Origin of the sequence: Burkholderia sp. EMB26, from assembly GCF_024730645.1 — a bacterium.
In the GTDB taxonomy this organism is placed as follows: Bacteria; Pseudomonadota; Gammaproteobacteria; order Burkholderiales; family Burkholderiaceae; genus Burkholderia; species Burkholderia cenocepacia.
This window is the reverse complement of record NZ_CP078071.1, coordinates 1,746,561-1,761,713: the sequence shown is the minus strand read 5'-3', so window position 1 is coordinate 1,761,713 and position 15,153 is coordinate 1,746,561. Positions and strand designations below refer to the sequence as shown.

Below are 15,153 nucleotides of genomic sequence, written 5' to 3'. Positions count from 1 at the left end.
TCATCCATTCGAGACCCTCGATGCAGATTCGCACCACGCCGCTCCTGTCGCCGTCGATCGGCACGCAACGCACGCTGACGAGCTTTCATTTCGGGCCGGCCGACAGCGGCCGCAAGATCTACCTGCAGGCCGCGCTGCACGCGGACGAGACACCCGCGATGCTCGCGGCGGTCGTGCTCAAGCAGCGCCTCGCGCAGCTCGACGCCGAAGGGCGGCTCGCGGCCGAAATCGTGCTCGTGCCGGTGTCGAACCCGGTCGGCCTCAATCATCATCTGCTCGGGCAGTTCATCGGCCGGTTCGATCTCGCGAGCGGCCGCAACTTCAATCGCGGCTTCCTGCCGCTCGCGGAGATCGCCGCGCGTGCGCGCGACCGGCTGGGCGACGACGGCGCGCGCAATCGCGCGATCGTGCGCGAATGCGTCGGCGCGGCGCTCGACGAAATCGCGCCGCGCACCGAATTCGATGCGCTGCAACTGGCGCTGCTGAAGCTGTCGCACGACGCCGACGTCGTGATCGACCTGCATTGCTCGCTCGAAGCGGTGATGCACGTCTACACGAGCGATACCGCGTGGCCGGAGGTCGAGCCGCTCGCGCGTTATCTCGGCGCCGAGGTGTCGCTGCTCGCCGAGGATTCGGGCGGCCATGCGTTCGACGATGCCCATCATCTGCTGTGGTCACGGTTGCGCGCGTATTTGCCGGACGGCACGCCGATGGCGGCCGGCACCGTGGCCGTGACGGTCGAGTGTCGGGGCCAGCGCGACGTGACGTACGAATATGCGCAACGCGACGCCGACGCGCTCGTCGACTATCTGGTGTGGTGCGGCGCGGTGCGCGGCGAACGCGCGCCGCTGCCGCCGCTGGCCGCGCCGGCCACGCCGCTCGCGGGCAGCGAGCAGTTTTATGCGCCGGTGAGCGGGATTCTCGTGCACCGCGCGGCGATCGGCGCGACGATCCGTGCGGGCGATCCGCTGTTCGACATCGTCGATCCGCTGACGGATGCGGTCACGACGATCTCGAGCGCGACCGATGGCGTGTTCTACATGCGCCGCGCGATCCGCTTCGTGACGGCCGGCGCGCCGCTCGGCCGCGTGACGGGCACGGTGCCGGTGCGAAAGGGGATGCTGCTGGGCGCGTGATCGAGGCGGCGGCCTGCCGACGCGATGCAATTTCGTTCTCGTCAGATTGACCGTGTTCGAGCGCGTTACTAAATTGTGCGACGCGGAGTGCGCTCCGTGTTCCGTGAGAAGAACGTTGCAGAGATCAGAGTTTGAGCGGGCGGCCTGTGCCGCCCGTCTTTTTTTGTTCGGTGACTTGTCGTGTCACGGATACGACGATCGGGCAGGGTGCTCAGCCACGTCGCGCCACCAGCTCCGATACCGTCTGCGCGGCCTGCTGCAGCGGCCCGAGAAACTCCTTCACCATCTGCTTCGCGGTATGCCGCTGCGCGTTGCCGCTGATGTTCATCGCGGCGATGACCTGCCCGCGCCGGTTGCGGATCGGCGCGGACAGCGACATCAGCCCCACTTCGAGTTCCTGGTCGACCACGGCCCAGCCCTGCTGGCGCACCTGCGCGATCGCCGCCTTCAGTTCGCCCATGTCGGTGATCGTGCGCGGCGTGTGCGCGCGGATGGCGCTCTGCGCGAGCGTGTCGTCGAGCGTCGCATCGTCGAGCGCGGACAGCAGCACGCGGCCCATCGACGTGCAGTATGCAGGCAGCCGGCTGCCGATCGACAGGTTGATCGTCATGATCTTGCGGGTCGGCACGCGCAGTACGTAGACGATCTCGGTGCGGTCGAGCACCGCGGCCGAGCAGCTTTCGTGGATCTGCGCGGACAGTTGCTCCATCACCGGATCGGCGAGATTCCAGAACGGCATCGACGTGAGATACGCGAAGCCGAGCTCGAGGATCTTCGGCGTGAGCCGGAACAGCCGGCCGTCGGCCTCGACGTAGCCGAGCGTCTGCAGCGTGAGCAGGATCCGGCGCGCGCCCGCGCGCGTGAGGCCGGTGGCCGATGCGACCTCGGTGAGCGTCTGTTCCGGGCGTGCCGCGTCGAACGCGCGGATCACCGCGAGGCCGCGCGCGAACGACTGTACATAGGAGTCGCCGGGTTTCGTCTGAATATCGTCGGTTGTCATGAGCGCCTGGAATGTCGTGCAGCCGAGAAGATAGCGCATGGGGCCCGACACGCCAACCGCCTGGCCGACCGTGCCCTTGACAGGTCGTCCCCGCACTCCCTATGATGCGTTGAACGTTCGATACACGATCTTATGTTCGTATGTAGAACATTTAAGCGCATCCCGGCGGGCAATGCAAGGGGCGCGCCCTGTTCATTTCCCCGCCTTTCACGGGACCGGAGACACTGATGACCGAAGCTTTTCTGTGTGATGCGATCCGTACGCCGATCGGGCGTTACGGTGGTGCACTGTCCGGCGTGCGCGCCGACGATCTGGGCGCGGTGCCGCTCAAGGCGCTCGTCGAGCGCAACCGCGACGTCGACTGGACGGCGATCGACGACGTGATCTACGGCTGCGCGAACCAGGCCGGCGAGGACAACCGTAACGTGGCACGCATGTCGGCGCTGCTGGCGGGCTTGCCGGAGGGCGTGCCGGGTTCGACGATCAACCGCCTGTGCGGTTCCGGGATGGACGCGGTCGGCGTGGCCGCGCGCGCGATCAAGTCGGGCGAAGCCGCGCTGATGGTCGCGGGCGGCGTCGAGAGCATGACGCGCGCGCCGTTCGTGATGGGCAAGGCCGCGAGCGCGTTCGCGCGCCAGGCCGACATCTACGACACGACGATCGGCTGGCGCTTCGTCAATCCGTTGATGAAACAGCTGCACGGCGTCGATTCGATGCCGGAAACCGCCGAGAACGTCGCGGTCGACTACAACGTCAGCCGCGCGGATCAGGACCTGTTCGCGCTGCGCAGCCAGCAGAAGGCCGCGCGGGCGCAGCAGGACGGCACGCTGGCCGAAGAAATCGTGTCGGTCACGATTGCTCAGAAGAAGGGCGATCCGGTGATCGTGTCGCGCGACGAGCATCCGCGCGAGACGTCGCTCGAAGCGCTCGCGAAGCTGAAGGGCGTCGTGCGCCCGGACGGCTCGGTGACGGCCGGCAACGCGTCGGGCGTCAATGACGGCGCCGCCGCGCTGCTGCTGGCGAACGAGGCAACCGCGAAGCGCTTCGGCCTGACGCCGCGCGCCCGCGTGCTGGGGATCGCGACGGCGGGCGTCGCGCCGCGCGTGATGGGCATCGGTCCGGCGCCGGCTACGCAGAAGCTGCTCGCGCGGCTCGGGATGACGATCGACCAGTTCGACGTGATCGAGCTGAACGAAGCGTTCGCGTCGCAAGGTCTCGCGGTGCTGCGCATGCTCGGCGTCGCCGATGACGATCCGCGCGTGAATCCGAACGGCGGCGCGATCGCGCTCGGCCACCCGCTCGGCGCATCGGGCGCGCGCCTCGTGACGACCGCGATGTACCAGTTGCATCGCACGAACGGCCGTTTCGCGCTGTGCACGATGTGCATCGGCGTCGGTCAGGGCATCGCGATCGCGATCGAACGCGTCTGAGCGGCGTAATGCGGTGATGCGGGCGGTGCGCGGCCGGATCCGCGCCGCTTGACCGCTGCGCCGTTTCCGCCACGATGGGCGGCACGAGGTGTCTCGTGCCGCCCATCGTCGTTAACCGGCCTGCGACGCTTGCCTGAGCCGCGCGTCGAGGGCGTCGATCTCGGTGTCCGCGAACACCTCGATGCCATGCGCGCGCAGCAGCGCCGCCGTGACGCCGGCGCCCGCGTGGCGCCGGCTCTCGAAACTTCCGTCGTAAATGAACGTGCTGCCGCACGACGGGCTGCCGTCGGCGAGGATCGCGAAGCGGCAATCGTGCGCCTGCGCGAGGGCCAGCGCGGTTTGCGCGCCGGCAACGAACGGGGTCGTCACGTCGGTGCCGTTCACGTCGACGATACGTGCGTGACCCGACAGCACCTGCTGCCCCGATGCGCCGCCGGCGATCTCGGCAGGCGGGCGCGGCACGCCGAGGCCGCCCGCGAGTTCGGGGCAGACGGCCACGAGCCGCCCTTCGCGTTGCCAGCGTTCGAGCGCTTCGTGCGCGGCGGTCTTCGCCGCGCCGTTGTAACGCACCGGATGGCCGACCACGCACATGCTGACGAGGATCTTCGGCGGGGCGGGCGGTGGCGGCTCGTGGTTCAATGTCGCGCTCCGTGACGGTTGATGGCGATTGTGGCAGAGCGAAAAATTCTACCCGTCATCCGCGTGCCGGGCCGTCAGGCCGTCGGCCCTTCGAGGTGAATGTCCTCGGGCTCGAGCGCGTAAAGCTCGGGATCGGGCGCCATGCTGACCGTGAAGCCGAGCCGCAGGTAGAAGTCGATCGTGTGCCGCGACGGCGTGGCCGACACATACAGGCGCTCGGCGCCCATTGCACGTGCCTGCACCTGCGCCGCGCGATAGAGCTGTACGCCGAGCCCGCAGCCGCGCCAGTCGTGGCTCACATGCAGGAATTTCAGCTGCAGCATGTCGCGCCGCGGGCCGAGCGGCCGGCTGTCGACGACGACGGCCGCGACGAGCCGCGTGCCGTCGAACCGGCCGAGAAACCAGCCGCCGCGGTCGTGGCAGTCGAGCAGGATCGGCGTGTAGTGATCGGCTTCGCCGTCGGGCCAGCCGGCCACGTCGTAGAACTCGGCCACGAGATGCAGCGTGCCGTCGCGCAGCACGTACAGGTGCTCGATGATTTCGCGGCGGTCGATGGTCCACACGAGCGGCACGTCGTCGCGGGCCAGCAGGCGGGCCGACAGCGCGTCGCGTTCGGCGGCGGTGCGGCGCGTCATGCGGCCGCCCGCTGCGCGGCGATTGCGTACATCAACGGCAGGCGCGGCATGCCTTCGGGCGGCACCATCCGGCGGCCCTCCAGCTCGCGCATGCCGTCGAAGCCCTTCCAGCCGTTCGCGTACGGATATTCGTTCAGGCGCTCGATCGCGAGCCCGGCCGAGACCAGCGCATTCACCACGTCGCCGATGCCCCACATGAACTCGTAGCTCGGATGCGGGTTCGCGAAACCGACGATGCCCGGATGATCGTGCTGCTCGCCGAGCCCCGTGCCGGACGCCGCGACGTAATCGCCGACGCCCGCGGGTTCCTCGGTCGCGTCGCTCTTGAAGTAGTCGTAGCGCGGTTGCCACTGTTCGTCGAAATACAGTGAGAACGGGTGGAACTCGATCATCGCGAAGCGGCCACCCGGTGCGAGCAGCGAGGCGATCCCGCGCGCCCATGCGCTCAGGTCGGACAGCCAGCAGATCGCGCCGTACGACGTGAACACGCGATCGAAGCGCTCGCCGCGCGCGGCGGCTTCGGGCATCCAGTCGAGTACGTCGGCGCGCTCGAACCGCGCGGGCAGGCCGGCGTCGGCCGACAGTCGCCGCGCGAAGTCGATCGCCTCGTCGGAGATGTCGACACCGGTTGCATCCGCGCCGTCGCGCACGAGGCTCAGCGTGTCCTGCCCCGCGTTGCATTGCAGGTGCAAGAGCCGCAGACCGGTGAGATCGCCGAGCAGTTCGCGTTCTTCCGGAAACAGCGTCGAGCCGCCATTGCGGAAAAATGCAGCCTGATCGCCTTTATGGCTGTTGTGCGCGACCGTCGCCGTATTCCAGGACAGCCGATTCAGTTCATGCAATGCCTTTTTCATGGAATTCGAATTCAGGTGGAATGGAGCAGGATAAGTCAAATCGTTTCGCCGCGCGCAACGGATGCTGGCATTGGCGCATCGGGCCGCGCGTTGTGACAAGTTGATAAACGCGTGTCGGGATTATCGCCGGATTATTTGATCGAAATCATGGCAATGGCTGGATTGCCCATTTTATGCGCAACGGAATTAAGGTTTTCCGATGAATTGCCGACAGTAAGGACGAGAGTGTCGTAAAGCGATCAACCGTTTTTCGGCTACTGAGCGCGACTTCAGCGCGGCGCGGACGACAGATCCGCCTTTCGGAGCCTTGCATGCGCAACAACCAGCCCGTTACCCAACAGGAATTCGATTTTCCCGACGACGTCACGCTGATGTCGACCACCGATGCCGACAGCATCATCACCTACGCAAACACGACGTTCGCGCAGGTGAGCGGGTTCTCGAACGAAGAGCTCGTCGGCCAGCCGCACAACGTGGTGCGTCACCCGGACATGCCGAAGGAGGCGTTCGCCGACATGTGGGCGACGCTCAGGCGCGGTGAGCCCTGGACCGCGCTCGTGAAGAACCGCCGCAAGAACGGCGATCACTACTGGGTGCGCGCGAACGCGATTCCGGTGATGCGCAACGGCGCGCCGCAAGGCTACATGTCGGTGCGCACGAAGGCGCCGCACGACGAGACCCAGGCCGCGGACGCGCTGTATCGCGCGTTTCGCGAAGGCAAGGCCGGCCGGCGCCGGTTCCACAAGGGGCTCGTCATCCGTACCGGGCTGCTGCGGCTCGCATCGCTGTCGCAGACGATGTCGGTGCGCGCACGCGTGCATTCGGCGCTGTGCGTGCTGGCGCCGGCGGTCGTCGGCGCGGGCTGGGCCTGCGGGCTGGCCGGCGGCGGGCTCGCGGCGTTTGCCGGCGTGACGGTCGGCGTGGCGGCGGCCACCGGCTGGTGGCTCGACGCGCAGATCGTGCAACCGTTGAAACGGCTGCACGAGCAGGCGCTGAACGTCGCGACCGGCGAGAGCCGGCGCGGCGTGCGGATGAATCGCGTCGACGAGATCGGCATGACATTGCGCACGATCAACCAGCTCGGGCTGATGTTCCGCTGGCTCGTCGACGACGTCAGCGAGCAGGTGCACAACGTGCAGCGCGCGAGCAACGAGATCGCGCAGGGCAACAACGACCTGAGCGCGCGCACCGAGCAGGCCGCGTCGAGCGTGCAGGAAACGGCCGCGTCGATGGCCGAGATGACGGCCACCGTGTCGAGCAATGCGGAGACGGCGCTGCAGGCGAATCAGTTGTCCGTGTCCGCGAGCGAGGCGGCCGAGCGGGGCGGGCAGGCGGTCAGCGAGGTCGTCACGACGATGAGCGAGATCACCGACAGCTCGAGGAGAATTGCCGACATCATCGGCGTGATCGACGGCATCGCGTTCCAGACCAACATCCTCGCGCTGAACGCGGCGGTCGAGGCGGCGCGCGCGGGCGAACAGGGTCGTGGTTTCGCGGTGGTCGCCGGCGAGGTGCGCGCGCTCGCGCAGCGCAGCGCGAACGCGGCGAAGGAGATCAAGACGCTGATCGGCGCGAGTGTCGAGCGGGTCGAGTCGGGTGCGCGGATCGTCGATGGCGCGGGCAAGACGATGGAGGACATCGTCACGCAGGTGAAGCGCGTGTCGGATCTGATTGCGGAGATCAGCTCGTCGACGGCCGAGCAGAGCACGGGTGTCGCGCAGGTCGACCAGGCGGTCGTGCACCTGGACAACATCACGCAGCAGAACGCGGCGCTCGTCGAACAGAGCACGGCGGCGTCGGAGAGCCTGAAGCAGCAGGCGACGCGGCTCGTGGATGCGGTGAACGTATTCAGATGATGCCGAAAGGGGGCGCGACGTGCGGGTTCGATCGATGAATGCCGGATGTCGCGCCCAGCGCTTATCCAGGGTTGAGGATTGGGTCGAACGGCGAAAAATGAGAAATATTCTTATTTCCAATTGACTGTTCGTGTATTCAATCACGCCGAAATCACGACGGGAAATAATCAGACGAATGGCCGGAAAACCTTTGTCGGACAAGGCGTTGCGTTTTATCCGTGAACAAATTATTCGGTAAAAACAAGTTGATTCATATTTAATGCATATTTACCCGAATACGGCATAATGTTTTCGTCGAATGTGCCGAAAGTGCAGGAGCCCGACTCACACGCATGCGAATCGATCGCCATGCGCGGAGTCTCGAATCAATCGACGAGCGGACGCAAGATCCGCCACCCGGAGCTCCACACCATGCGCAACAACCAGCCCGTCACGCAACGCGAATTCGAATTTGCCGACGATGCGACGCTGATGTCGACGACCGATGCCGACAGCTACATCACGTACGCGAACGCGGCGTTCATCCAGGTCAGCGGCTTTTCTCCCGAGGAAATCGAAGGCCAGCCGCACAACGTGGTGCGTCACCCGGATATGCCGAAGGAGGCGTTCGCCGACATGTGGGCGACGCTCAAGGGCGGCGAGCCGTGGACCGCGCTCGTGAAGAACCGCCGCAAGAACGGCGATCACTACTGGGTGCGCGCGAACGCGATTCCGGTGATGCGCAACGGGCAGCCGAAGGGCTACATGTCGGTGCGCACGAAGGCGACGCGCGACGAGATCGCGGCCGCCGAGGCGCTGTATCGCGATTTCCGCGAAGGCAAGGCCGGCAGCCGCCGGTTCCACAAGGGATTGATCGTGCGCACGGGCGCGATGCGCGTCGCGTCGCTGTTCCAGACGATGTCGGTGCGCGCCCGGCTGGTGTCGACGCTATGCGTGCTCGCGCCGGCGGTCATCGGCGCCGGCTGGGCGGGCGGGTTGACCGGCGGCGGGCTCGCGGCGTTCGCCGGCGCGGCGATCGGCGTGACGGCGGCGGCCGGGCTGTGGCTCGACGCGCAGATCGTGCGGCCGCTTCGACAGTTGCGCGACGAGGCGTTGCGCGTGGCGACCGGCGAGAGCCGCAGCGGCGTGCGGATGAACCGGGTCGACGAGATCGGCATGACGCTGCGCACGATCAACCAGCTCGGGTTGATGTTCCGCTGGCTCGTCGACGACGTCAGCGAACAGGTGCTGAACGTGCAGCGCGCGAGCAACGAGATCGCGCAAGGCAACAACGACCTGAGCGCGCGCACCGAGCAGGCGTCGACCAGCGTGCAGCAGACGGCCGCGTCGATGGCCGAGATGACGGCGACCGTGTCGAGCAATGCGGAGACGGCGTTGCAGGCGAATCAGTTGTCCGTGTCCGCGAGCGAGGCGGCCGGGCGGGGCGGGCAGGCGGTGAACGAAGTCGTCGCGACGATGAACGACATCACCGACAGCTCGCGCAAGATCGCGGATATCATCGGCGTGATCGACGGCATCGCGTTCCAGACCAACATCCTCGCGTTGAATGCGGCGGTCGAGGCGGCGCGCGCGGGCGATCAGGGGCGCGGTTTCGCGGTGGTCGCCGGCGAGGTGCGGGCGCTCGCGCAGCGCAGCGCGAACGCGGCGAAGGAGATCAAGACGCTGATCGGCGCGAGTGTCGAGCGGGTCGAGTCGGGTGCGCGGATCGTCGATGGCGCGGGCAAGACGATGGAGGACATCGTCACGCAGGTGAAGCGCGTGTCGGATCTGATTGCGGAGATCAGCTCGTCGACGGCCGAGCAGAGCACGGGTGTCGCGCAGGTCGACTAGGCGGTCGTGCACCTGGACAACATCACGCAGCAGAACGCGGCGCTCGTCGAACAGAGCACGGCGGCGTCGGAAAGCCTGAAGCAGCAGGCGACGCGGCTGGTCGAGGCGGTGAACGTATTCCGCTGATCGCGGGGAAGGGAGGGTGACGCGGGCGCGACGGAGAGGCGCCGGCCCGCGTCGGGCCGCCCGGTTCCGGCCGGGCGGCGAGGGCCTGTCGCCGGGAAGCGACCGGCCCCGAACCGTCAGACGGCCAGGCAGAGGTACTTGATCACGACGTAGTCGTCGATGCCGTAGTGCGAGCCTTCGCGGCCGAGGCCCGACTGCTTGACGCCGCCGAACGGCGCGACTTCGTTCGAGATCAGGCCCGTGTTCACGCCGACCATCCCGTATTCGAGCGCTTCGGCCACCTTCCACACGCGACCGATGTCGCGGCTGTAGAAGTACGCGGCGAGGCCGAACTCGGTGTCGTTCGCGAGGCGGATCACTTCGTCGTCGCTGCCGAACTTGAACAGCGGCGCGAGCGGCCCGAACGTTTCTTCCTTCGCGACCTTCATCGCCGGCGTGACGCCGGTCAGCACGGTCGGCTCGAAGAAGCCGTGGCCGAGCGCATGGCGCTTGCCGCCCGTCACGACGGTCGCGCCCTTCGCGAGCGCGTCCTCGATGTGCGCCTCGACCTTCAGCACGGCCGCTTCGTTGATCAGCGGGCCCTGCGTGACGCCCGGCTCCGTGCCGCGGCCGACCTTCAGCTGGCCGACGGCCGCCGCGAGCTTCTGCGCGAACTGGTCGTATACGGCTTCGTGTACGTAGAAGCGGTTCGTGCACACGCACGTCTGGCCGCTGTTGCGGTACTTCGACGCGATCGCGCCCTGCACGGCCGCATCGAGATCGGCGTCGTCGAACACGATGAACGGCGCGTTGCCGCCGAGCTCCAGCGACACCTTCTTGACCGTCGCCGCGCATTGCGCCATCAGCAGGCGGCCGACCGGCGTCGAGCCCGTGAACGACAGCTTGCGCACGATCGGGTTCGACGTCAGCTCGCCGCCGATCGCCTTCGGGTCGCCCGTGACGACGCTGAACACGCCGGCCGGCACGCCCGCGCGCTCGGCGAGCACCGCCATCGCGAGCGCGGAGAACGGCGTGGCCTCGGCCGGCTTCACGACGATCGGGCAGCCGGCCGCGAGCGCCGGGCCGACCTTGCGCGTGATCATCGCCGCCGGGAAGTTCCACGGCGTGATCGCCGCGCATACGCCGATCGCTTCCTTCGTCACGACGATGCGCTTGTCGCTCGCCGGCGTCGGGATCGTGTCGCCGTACACGCGCTTGCCTTCCTCGGCGAACCATTCGAGGAACGACGCCGCGTAGCCGATCTCGCCCTTCGCTTCGGCCAGCGACTTGCCTTGCTCGGTCGTCAGGATCAGCGCGAGGTCATCGGCGTTTTCCATCATCAGGTCGTGCCACTTGCGCAGGATGACCGCACGCTCCTTCGCGGTCTTCTTGCGCCATGCCGGCCAGGCGGCGTTCGCGGCGTCGATCGCGTGACGTGTCTCGGCCGCGCCCATCGCCGGCACGGTGCCGAGCAGGCCGCCGGTGGCCGGGTTGCGGACGTCGAACGTCTCGCCGTTCGTCGCGCCTTGCCATTCGCCGTTGACGTACGCCTGCTGGCGGAACAGCGACGGATCTTTCAGTGCCAGGGTTTCCTGAACAGTGCTCATATGAATCACCTGCTTCGAAAAGGACGGATGAAAACGGCCGCCGCCGTCTTCACGACGGCGGCGGCGCATTCAGTTGCAGCGGACGGGAACTCAGGCCGGCACGCCGACCGTTTCCTTCAGCACTTCCTCGAGGATCACGAGCGCTTCGTCGAACACGGCTTGCGGGATCGTCAGCGGGAACAGGAAGCGCACGACGTTCGAGTACACGCCGCACACGAGCAGCAGCAGGCCGCGCTCGAGCGCACGCGCCTGCACGCGCTTCGTGAATTCGGCATCCGGCTCGCCCGAACCCGGCTTCAGGAATTCGACCGCGATCATCGCGCCCGGGCCGCGCACGTCGGCGATCTGCGGCACGTCGGCCTGCAGCGCGTTCAGCTTCGCCTTCAGCACGTCGCCGAGTTGCGTCGCGCGCTCGCACAGCTTCTCTTCGTCGATGATCTCGAGCACCGCGTGCGCCGACGCGACCGCCAGCGGGTTGCCCGCGTAGGTGCCGCCGAGGCCGCCCGGGGCGGCCGCGTCCATCACGTCCGCACGGCCGACGACGCCCGACAGCGGCATGCCGCCCGCGAGGCTCTTCGCCATCGTGATCAGGTCGGCCAGCACGTCGTAGTGCTGCATCGCGAACAGCTTGCCGGTACGTGCGAAGCCCGTCTGCACTTCGTCGGCGATCAGCAGGATGCCGTGTTCGTTACAGATCTTGCGCAGCGCGCGCACGAATTCGGCCGGCGCCGGGTTGAAGCCGCCTTCGCCCTGGACCGGTTCGAAGATGATCGCGGCGACGCGCTTCGGATCGATGTCGGCCTTGAACAGCATCTCGATCGCCTTGATCGAGTCGGCCGTCGTCACGCCGTGCAGTGCGTTCGGGTACGGCGCGTGGAACACGTCGCCCGGGAACGGGCCGAAGTTCAGCTTGTACGGGGCGACCTTGCCGGTCAGCGCCATGCCCATCATCGTGCGGCCGTGGAAGCCGCCCGAGAATGCGATCACGCCCGGACGGCCGGTCGCCGCACGTGCGATCTTGATCGCGTTCTCGACGGCTTCGGCGCCGGTCGTGAAGAACGCGGTCTTCTTCGGGAAGTCGCCCGGCGCGCGTTCGTTGATCTTTTCCGCCAGCTCGACGTACGACGCGTACGGGACGATCTGGTAAGCGGTATGCGTGAAGCTGTTCAGTTGATCCGCGATCGCCTTGACGATCTTCGGGTGGCGGTGGCCCGTGTTCAGCACCGCGATGCCGGCGGCGAAATCGATGAAGCGGCGGCCTTCGACATCCCACAGCTCCGCGTTCTCGGCGCGGGCGGCGTAGAAATCGCACATCACGCCGACGCCGCGCGGGGTGGCGGCGTTCTTGCGGGCCTGCAGGTCGGCATTCTTCACGGTCATCTCCTTGATGTTCTGTCCGGTGGGTAGGAAATCGGGCGCCTTGGCAGCCCATGGAGGCGACTATAATCACATTTGGCTCTGGCAATCAGAGCCATTTCAATAAATATTCAGGAGCCAATCATGCGCGCGAGCGTGTTGTCGGACTGGCTGGCGCAGCGCCTCGTGCGCGGCGGCGAACAGCCGATCTACCGGCAGCTTCACCGGCTGCTGCAACAGGCGATCCTGTCGCGCGAACTGCCGGCCGGCACGCGTGTGCCGTCGTCGCGGCTGCTGGCCGCCGAGCTCGGGATCGCGCGCAACACGGTCACGCAGGTTTACGAACAGCTGGTGCTCGAAGGCTATGTGAACTCGGCGACGGGGCGCGGCACGTTCGTCGCCGACAGCGCGCCGGACGAGATCGTCGGCGCGCCGCCCGACGCGGGCGCCGGCCCGGCCGTCGTGACGCCGTCCGTACGGCGGCTGTCCGCGCGCGGCACGCGGCTCGTCGAAGGCGCCGGCGTGTCGAAGCGCCAGGGCGGCGCGTTCATGCCGGGCGTGCCCGATGTGTCGCGATTTCCGGCGCGTGTGTGGACGCGGCTGCACAACAAGTACTGGCGACGCCTGCGCCCCGACCTGCTGACCTACGCGCCCGGCGGCGGGCTCGCGCTGCTGCGCGAGGCGCTGGCCGACTACCTGCGCACGTCGCGCTCGGTGCGCTGCACGCCCGAGCAGATCGTGATCACGACCGGCATCCACCAGTCGATCGACCTCGCGGTGCGGCTGCTGACCGACCCGGGCGACGCGATCTGGACCGAGGACCCGTGCTACTGGGGCGTGCGCAGCGTGCTCAACGTGTCGGGGCTGACCACGCGGCCGATTCCGGTCGACGACGAAGGCATCGCGCCGTCGGCCGCCGATCTCGCCGAGCCGCCGAAGCTGATGCTCGTCACGCCGTCGCACCAGTATCCGCTCGGGATGGTGATGAGCCTCGCGCGGCGGCGGATGCTGCTCGAATACGCGCGCCAGCACGGCTGCTGGATCATCGAGGACGACTACGACAGCGAATTCCGCTACGGCAGCCGGCCGCTCGCGTCGCTGCAGGGGCTCGACACGGCCGGGCAGGTGATCTACGTCGGCAGTTTCGGCAAGACGCTGTTCCCGGGGCTGCGGGTCGGCTATCTGGTCGCGCCGGAGCCGCTCGCGGAAAGTTTCGCGACCGCGAGCGCCGAGCTGTATCGCGAAGGGCAACTGCTGCAGCAGGCCGTGCTCGCCGAATTCATCGCGGAAGGGCACTTCGTGTCGCACATCCGCAAGATGCGCACGCTGTACGGACAACGCCGCGAGGTGCTGCTCGACGCGGTCGCGCGGCGCTACGGCGATACGCTGCACGCGCTCGGCAGCGACGCCGGGCTGCATCTCGTCACGCAATTGCCGGCCGGCGTCGACGATCGCGCGGTCGCGCAGGCCGCGCTCGAACGCAACATCGTGGTGCGGCCGCTGTCCGGGTACTACGCGGATCGCGAGCGTGCCGCATCGGGTTTGCTGCTCGGCTATGCGTGCGTGCCGGAAGACGAGATCGCGACCGCGTTCGCGACGCTCGCCGAGGCGATCGACGAGCGGGCGTTCGACAAGGTGGCGGCGGCGGTGTGAGGCGGACGGACAGCCGCGCCGCCGGCGGGCCGAATCGTGCTGCCCGCGGTGCGGGGAACAGGCGTGTGCCGCGACGCGCGAGACGTTCGCCGATTCGCGGACTCGCGCGGAGCCGGCTCGACGCGTCCGGCAGCGTCAGCGGCGGCCGCTGGCCCGCTGTTTAAAGCCGGATCAACGCCGCGCCCGCGACCACCAGCGCGCAGGCGGCGAGCCGCTGCGCACCGGGCCGCTCGCGCATCACGAACCAGCCGATCGCGACCGCGAAGATCGAGCTCGTTTCGCGCAGCGCCGACACGGTCGCGACCGGCAGGTGCCGATACGCGAGGATCACGATCCCGTATGCGGCGAGCGAGATCGTGCCGGCGATCGCGCCCTGCGTGAGCGCGGTGCGCGAGCCGAGCACCGCGCGCGGGCCGCCGCGCACCGCGCAGACGAGCACGAGCTGCGGCACGCTCCACAGCAGATACACCCACGCGATATAGCCGAGCGCGCTGCCGGACACGCGCGAGCCGATCCCGTCGCAGATCGAATACGCGGCGATGAACACGCCCGTGAGCAGCGCATACGGCACGCCTTCGCCGGAGAACCGCAAGCCGCGCCGCAGCGCGAGCGACATGATGCCGATCGATACGAGCGCGATGCCCGCGAAGCCGAACGGCGTCGGCCGTTCGTGCAGCATCGCGAGCGCGAGGACCGATACGAGCAGCGGCGAGATCCCGCGCGCGATCGGATAGATCTGCCCGAATTCGCCGTTGCGGTACGCGCGCGCCAGCGTGAAGCAGTACGCGACCTCGAGCACGGCGGACGCGACGACGTACGGCCACGCGGCGGGCGCCGGCGCGGGCAGCAGCACGGCGCCGGCGATGCCGAACGCGAGATACGGCAGCGACATCGTGCCGAGCTGGACCAGCCGATCTTCGCTGACGTGGAGGAACGCGTTCCAGATGGCGTGCAGCAGCGCGGAGCACAGCACGAGGCCGATGAAGAAGTGATCCATGAACGAACGGGCGGACGAAGGCGGGAGCGGGCGGCGCCGTCAATTATGTGGGTAT

Annotated in this window: 11 protein-coding genes and 1 pseudogene; 5 read left to right on the top strand and 7 right to left on the bottom strand. The window is 67.8% G+C overall.

All coding sequences use genetic code 11. The features are described 5' to 3' along the window. Nucleotides 1–20: 20 nt before the first annotated feature. On the top strand, nucleotides 21–1,136 hold the full coding sequence (locus KU887_RS24650) for a succinylglutamate desuccinylase/aspartoacylase family protein (RefSeq protein WP_048987652.1): 1,116 nt from the start codon (nucleotides 21–23) through the stop codon (nucleotides 1,134–1,136). A 211-nt stretch (nucleotides 1,137–1,347) separates the two neighbouring features. Here KU887_RS24650 and KU887_RS24645 read toward each other — a convergent pair whose 3' ends face one another. Beyond that, nucleotides 1,348–2,136, bottom strand: coding sequence for an IclR family transcriptional regulator (locus tag KU887_RS24645; protein WP_258255705.1), 789 nt, complete (start codon nucleotides 2,134–2,136; stop codon nucleotides 1,348–1,350). Between the two features lie 227 nt (nucleotides 2,137–2,363). On the opposite strand from KU887_RS24645, the gene pcaF reads away from it, so the two are divergent. Then, a complete protein-coding gene (gene pcaF, locus KU887_RS24640; RefSeq protein ID WP_006494221.1) occupies nucleotides 2,364–3,566 on the top strand; it encodes a 3-oxoadipyl-CoA thiolase in 1,203 nt (400 codons plus the stop codon). A 111-nt stretch (nucleotides 3,567–3,677) separates the two neighbouring features. On the opposite strand, the gene KU887_RS24635 is transcribed toward pcaF, so the two are convergent. The 3 genes from KU887_RS24635 to KU887_RS24625 form a co-directional block, all read right to left on the bottom strand. After that, nucleotides 3,678–4,205 (bottom strand): DUF523 domain-containing protein, encoded by a 528-nt coding sequence (locus tag KU887_RS24635; protein WP_058902354.1) that lies wholly within the window; start codon nucleotides 4,203–4,205, stop codon nucleotides 3,678–3,680. Between the two features lie 74 nt (nucleotides 4,206–4,279). Next, complete coding sequence (locus tag KU887_RS24630) at nucleotides 4,280–4,840, bottom strand: GNAT family N-acetyltransferase (RefSeq protein ID WP_006494223.1); 561 nt, start codon at nucleotides 4,838–4,840, stop codon at nucleotides 4,280–4,282. After that, nucleotides 4,837–5,694: a class I SAM-dependent methyltransferase gene (locus KU887_RS24625; RefSeq protein WP_060211007.1), complete on the bottom strand. Its 858-nt coding sequence runs from the start codon at nucleotides 5,692–5,694 to the stop codon at nucleotides 4,837–4,839. The genes KU887_RS24630 and KU887_RS24625 overlap by 4 nt, the downstream gene beginning before the upstream one ends. Before the next feature lie 311 nt (nucleotides 5,695–6,005). Between KU887_RS24625 and KU887_RS24620 the strand changes: the two genes are divergently transcribed. Together KU887_RS24620 and KU887_RS24615 are read left to right on the top strand one after the other, a co-directional pair. Further along, nucleotides 6,006–7,550 carry a PAS domain-containing methyl-accepting chemotaxis protein gene (locus KU887_RS24620; RefSeq protein WP_258255703.1) on the top strand — a complete coding sequence of 515 codons (1,545 nt, stop codon included), beginning with the start codon at nucleotides 6,006–6,008 and terminating at the stop codon, nucleotides 7,548–7,550. 411 nt (nucleotides 7,551–7,961) lie between these two features. Then, nucleotides 7,962–9,506: pseudogene (locus KU887_RS24615) on the top strand (methyl-accepting chemotaxis protein). Nucleotides 9,507–9,622: 116 nt separating this feature from the next. On the opposite strand, the gene gabD reads toward KU887_RS24615, so the two are convergent. Both gabD and KU887_RS24605 read right to left on the bottom strand, forming a co-directional pair. Beyond that, nucleotides 9,623–11,092: an NADP-dependent succinate-semialdehyde dehydrogenase gene (gene gabD, locus KU887_RS24610; protein ID WP_012493582.1), complete on the bottom strand. Its 1,470-nt coding sequence runs from the start codon at nucleotides 11,090–11,092 to the stop codon at nucleotides 9,623–9,625. Nucleotides 11,093–11,182: 90 nt separating this feature from the next. Then, complete coding sequence (locus KU887_RS24605; protein WP_060263351.1) at nucleotides 11,183–12,472, bottom strand: 4-aminobutyrate--2-oxoglutarate transaminase; 1,290 nt, start codon at nucleotides 12,470–12,472, stop codon at nucleotides 11,183–11,185. 120 nt (nucleotides 12,473–12,592) lie between these two features. Between KU887_RS24605 and KU887_RS24600 the strand changes: the two genes are divergently transcribed. Then, nucleotides 12,593–14,101, top strand: a complete 1,509-nt coding sequence (locus KU887_RS24600; protein ID WP_258255700.1) for a PLP-dependent aminotransferase family protein — start codon at nucleotides 12,593–12,595, stop codon at nucleotides 14,099–14,101. 160 nt (nucleotides 14,102–14,261) lie between these two features. Here the strand turns inward: KU887_RS24600 and KU887_RS24595 are convergent, their stop codons facing one another. Further along, on the bottom strand, nucleotides 14,262–15,098 hold the full coding sequence (locus KU887_RS24595; RefSeq protein ID WP_062910281.1) for a DMT family transporter: 837 nt from the start codon (nucleotides 15,096–15,098) through the stop codon (nucleotides 14,262–14,264). Nucleotides 15,099–15,153: the final 55 nt, after the last annotated feature.

Coding starts and splice junctions, on each gene's coding strand:
- KU887_RS24620 (WP_258255703.1), top strand. CDS start 6,006: ATGCGCAACAACCAGCCCGTTACCCAACAGGAATTCGATTTTCCCGAC.
- KU887_RS24625 (WP_060211007.1), bottom strand. CDS start 5,694: ATGAAAAAGGCATTGCATGAACTGAATCGGCTGTCCTGGAATACGGCG.
- KU887_RS24645 (WP_258255705.1), bottom strand. CDS start 2,136: ATGACAACCGACGATATTCAGACGAAACCCGGCGACTCCTATGTACAG.
- pcaF (WP_006494221.1), top strand. CDS start 2,364: ATGACCGAAGCTTTTCTGTGTGATGCGATCCGTACGCCGATCGGGCGT.
- KU887_RS24595 (WP_062910281.1), bottom strand. CDS start 15,098: ATGGATCACTTCTTCATCGGCCTCGTGCTGTGCTCCGCGCTGCTGCAC.
- KU887_RS24630 (WP_006494223.1), bottom strand. CDS start 4,840: ATGACGCGCCGCACCGCCGCCGAACGCGACGCGCTGTCGGCCCGCCTG.
- KU887_RS24600 (WP_258255700.1), top strand. CDS start 12,593: ATGCGCGCGAGCGTGTTGTCGGACTGGCTGGCGCAGCGCCTCGTGCGC.
- KU887_RS24650 (WP_048987652.1), top strand. CDS start 21: ATGCAGATTCGCACCACGCCGCTCCTGTCGCCGTCGATCGGCACGCAA.
- KU887_RS24605 (WP_060263351.1), bottom strand. CDS start 12,472: ATGACCGTGAAGAATGCCGACCTGCAGGCCCGCAAGAACGCCGCCACC.
- gabD (WP_012493582.1), bottom strand. CDS start 11,092: ATGAGCACTGTTCAGGAAACCCTGGCACTGAAAGATCCGTCGCTGTTC.